Source organism: Flammeovirga sp. SJP92, from assembly GCF_001583495.1.
In the GTDB taxonomy this organism is placed as follows: Bacteria; Bacteroidota; Bacteroidia; order Cytophagales; family Flammeovirgaceae; genus Flammeovirga.
Genome location: NZ_LQAQ01000080.1, coordinates 1 through 304 on the forward strand (window position 1 = coordinate 1; position 304 = coordinate 304).

General features: G+C 27.3%; 1 protein-coding gene. It reads right to left on the minus strand.

The genetic code is table 11. The features are described from left to right. Nucleotides 1-7: 7 nt before the first annotated feature. The coding region (locus AVL50_RS33540; protein WP_216639062.1) for a hypothetical protein at nucleotides 8-304 on the minus strand (297 nt) is incomplete at its 5' end.

Genomic DNA, 304 nt, shown 5'->3' on the forward strand with positions numbered 1-304 from the left:
TAAAGAATCAACCTGCTGAAAGTAATGATATATCTGTTTCATTATTAATATAATAAGAAACCCTGGACACTCGTGTTCTAGGTATATTAACAAGTTTTGAATACAATTTAAATCCATTCTTTTCTTTTCTTACTGAAAAATCTAAAAATGGCGTACCCTTATATGTTGATATCAAATCCGTAGAATCATAACTTACCATTAGAATTTCTTCTCTTTTTGAAAAGTATTTAAAAGTTTTGAAGGGATGCCCTACTATATGTCCTTCATTATCTCTTATATAGTATTCCTCATAAAAATGTAAATA